The following is a 2,947-nucleotide window of genomic DNA, read 5'->3' on the forward strand; positions in this document are numbered from 1 at the left end:
CATATTCGTGATTGGAATGCGGCCGTGAACATCTTAGAAAAAGGATTAGGCAAGTGGCAAAATCCTAAAATAAAAAAAGCAGCCTTATTCGGGGCTGCAGTCCGCTAGCAACTCGCGGACTCAAAAGGCTTTGGTAATTAGACGACCTCTATCGGCAATAGTCAAAAGATTACTGCTGGTAAGTCAAGTCCGTATCTAAGAAAGTTGGTGTTCTGGTTAGCGTAAGCTAACGAGCCACTAAGCCCTAGACTTCAGTCTAGGGTAGTTGACGAAGAGCAAAAGTGTTGCTGGGTGAAAATTATGCGTGAGATACCAGTTAAACAAGTAAAGTCATTAATAAAACAGCTATTGAAAAGCAAAGAATCAAAACGTGTGGTGTTGCTTACTAAGAAGAAAGATCGTTCATTAACAGTTGAAGTTGATGGTGAGCAAATGAAATTAACTGAGCAGGGATATGAGAATTCTGTTAATACATTTGCGATTGCTGATAATGTAGCAAAGCATGCTTTCACTGCGGCTTTTAAGCGTGAGTTTCCACGAAGTCATCAGGTTTATGTGAGTGAGAAGTGAGATTTAATTGTAATTAACTAATATGTATGTTTATCTGATTTTTAGCTTATAATTAGAAGTGGAATATCTTAATTATTGATCAAAGCATGGCTCAACCTTTGTTAAGCTTTATTTTTTTGTAAATATGATGTCAAAATAGTGTGAATTTAAGGTTCAAAAAGTTAAGTTTAAAATAGAAAAAGTTCTTAACGTTAAGGGCCGCGGTGCTGGTGCACCAGTATATTTGGTTGCTTCTAATGATAAGAAATATTCTAGTTGGACTACTCAATCTGGTTTGCAATACTATTACTTAAATAGTAAAGCAATGAAGAATGTGAAAAAGCCACTTATGAGAATTGCTAATAGATTGAATACTAGTCTTAAGAAAGCAAACAACAAGCGTGACTTTAATGCTGCTATGAAGGCTGCTAAGAGGTTGCATGGTAATCAAAGAAAGTTTGTTTTACGTTCATTGAAACAATTAAAAAAAGATGGTTCAATGAACGTGGGTGGAACTAATCTATTAATTTTTGGTTTGCAATAAAATAAATAAGCTCAGCATCTGCTGGGCTTTATTTTTTACATAATTCATCTTTCCATCTTAATCCAGCGTCCATGCACTTCAATTTTGCCATCTTTTTCTAGTTCTTTTAACTTACGGCTAAATGTCTCCGGCGTAATTCCCAAATAGCTGGCTAAGTCCTTTTTCTTCAGTTCTAATTTGACTTCATTTTTACCTTGTTCATTGGCCAAGTCATTTAGGTAAGCCAATATCCGTTCTTTGGCATCTAAAGTATTTCTAAGCACTGAATTGTGTTCAATTGCCACTAATTTTTCACCGAAATTATTTAAAAGCTTCAATGATAAATCCGGTGTTTTTTGCAAAAGGTTTTGAAAATCAGCACGATTAATTGAGCATACCCAGGTGTCCTCCACAGCTTCAACAAAATTTTCACTTTCGCTTTGTTTGAATAAATGTTGCTGGCCTTCGATATCACCTTTTTGGAGTATACCTAGCACAACTTCTTTACCATCTTTTGATAGATTGTAGACTTTTGCTTTTCCCTGATCGATGACAATCATGCCATCTTTGCCGTCGTCAGGTTGCCTAATGATACTTCCTTTAGGAAATTTTTGTTGGTGTTCGGAGACGGTTACTAGTTTTTCTTTTAATTCAATTGGTAAATCAGTAAAAAGGGCTGCTTTGCTTAAGCAAGCAATTGGTGAATATTTTGTCATAAAAATCATTTTTTCTAAAATTCTTGATTTAAATCAATTTTATCATAATAGCTTCTTAATTATAATTAATTACGATAAGTGTTGAGACAACAAATTATTACTCAAAGATTGTATGATGAATTTTAAAACATCATAGTATAGAGAGGAATTATTAAGATGAAAAAATATATTGCACACATTACCCCATTAAATGCAGATAAGATCGGTTGCGAAGCTCATGGCACCGCCGAATTTACTGAAGATGGCGACAAGCTTCATGTCAAAGTAGAAATGTTCGATACTCCTAAGAATATTGAACACTGGGAACACTTCCACGGCTTTCCTGATGGTAAGGAAGCACATGTTCCAACTATGGCTCAGGATAAAAATCATGATGGTTTCATTGATTTACCAGAAACTGAAGAAGTATCAGGTACAACCATGGTGCCATTAGATGATGCGCCACAAGACATGAACATCCCTCACGATGGTTATCCTGTTGCAGACGAAAACGGTCATTACGAATACGAAATTGATATTCCATTGGAAAAATTACAAGCTAAGTTCAAGGATGCCTTTGGCACTGAAGATCTTCAATTAGATAAACGTGTAGTTTATGTACATGGTGTACCAAAGGATCTTGAATTGCCTGACACCGTTGGTGGTTGCGTAATGAGCTATGATGCGCATACAACTTTGCCAATTGCTGCAGGTAAGATTGAAAAAGCTTAAGGTGAATTTAATGCAAAGTATTTTTTTGAAGATTTTGTGGTTAATTTGTTACTTAATTACCGCGTATTTTACCTTTAGCGGAAAAATGATGCCGGCAATGGACTGGATGGCAGGAACAATGCTAGCTGAAGCGATTGTTTCTTTCGTTTATTGTTTGATTAATAAGAAAAAAGCTTAATAAAAAAAGCCTGAAATTTGTAGTGCGGTACAATTTCGGGCTTTTTTGATTGGTAGCTGATAAGGATGGGTCACAGGAACAATTAGCTAAGAAAGTTGATGTTTCAAGACGGACAATCTCGGCGATTGAAAAAGGTAATTACAATCCATCGGTTAATTTGTGTATTAAAATTTGTCAGGCACTAGATAAGACTTTAGATGATCTGTTTTGGCCAGAGCTAAGTGTATAATTTTTTACGGTAAGTTGAATAAATAATTAAAAAAGCCCAAG

General features: G+C 35.5%; 5 protein-coding genes and 1 pseudogene. 5 read left to right on the forward strand and 1 reads right to left on the reverse strand.

The annotated features are described in order from the left end of the window. Positions 1-300 precede the first annotated feature (300 nt). Together CP368_RS09510 and CP368_RS09515 are read left to right on the forward strand one after the other, a co-directional pair. On the forward strand, positions 301-570 hold the full coding sequence (locus tag CP368_RS09510) for a hypothetical protein (protein WP_087176096.1): 270 nt from the start codon (positions 301-303) through the stop codon (positions 568-570). Between the two features lie 148 nt (positions 571-718). Beyond that, positions 719-1,093: pseudogene (locus CP368_RS09515) on the forward strand (hypothetical protein); the annotation flags it as partial. Between the two features lie 44 nt (positions 1,094-1,137). On the opposite strand, the gene CP368_RS09520 reads toward CP368_RS09515, so the two are convergent. After that, positions 1,138-1,788: a Crp/Fnr family transcriptional regulator gene (locus CP368_RS09520; RefSeq protein ID WP_087176097.1), complete on the reverse strand. Its 651-nt coding sequence runs from the start codon at positions 1,786-1,788 to the stop codon at positions 1,138-1,140. A 156-nt stretch (positions 1,789-1,944) separates the two neighbouring features. On the opposite strand from CP368_RS09520, the gene CP368_RS09525 reads away from it, so the two are divergent. The 3 genes from CP368_RS09525 to CP368_RS09535 are packed head-to-tail and all read left to right on the forward strand — an operon-like array spanning position 1,945 to position 2,906. Continuing rightward, complete coding sequence (locus tag CP368_RS09525) at positions 1,945-2,499, forward strand: hypothetical protein (RefSeq protein WP_087235635.1); 555 nt, start codon at positions 1,945-1,947, stop codon at positions 2,497-2,499. 10 nt (positions 2,500-2,509) lie between these two features. Next, positions 2,510-2,677: a hypothetical protein gene (locus CP368_RS10630; RefSeq protein WP_164480599.1), complete on the forward strand. Its 168-nt coding sequence runs from the start codon at positions 2,510-2,512 to the stop codon at positions 2,675-2,677. A 49-nt stretch (positions 2,678-2,726) separates the two neighbouring features. Beyond that, the gene (locus CP368_RS09535; protein WP_098044319.1) at positions 2,727-2,906 is read left to right on the forward strand and encodes a helix-turn-helix transcriptional regulator; all 180 of its coding nucleotides are present in this window, start codon (positions 2,727-2,729) and stop codon (positions 2,904-2,906) included. Positions 2,907-2,947: the final 41 nt, after the last annotated feature.

Source organism: Lactobacillus sp. UMNPBX17 (assembly GCF_002553735.1).
Lineage (GTDB): Bacteria > Bacillota > Bacilli > Lactobacillales > Lactobacillaceae > Lactobacillus > Lactobacillus gallinarum.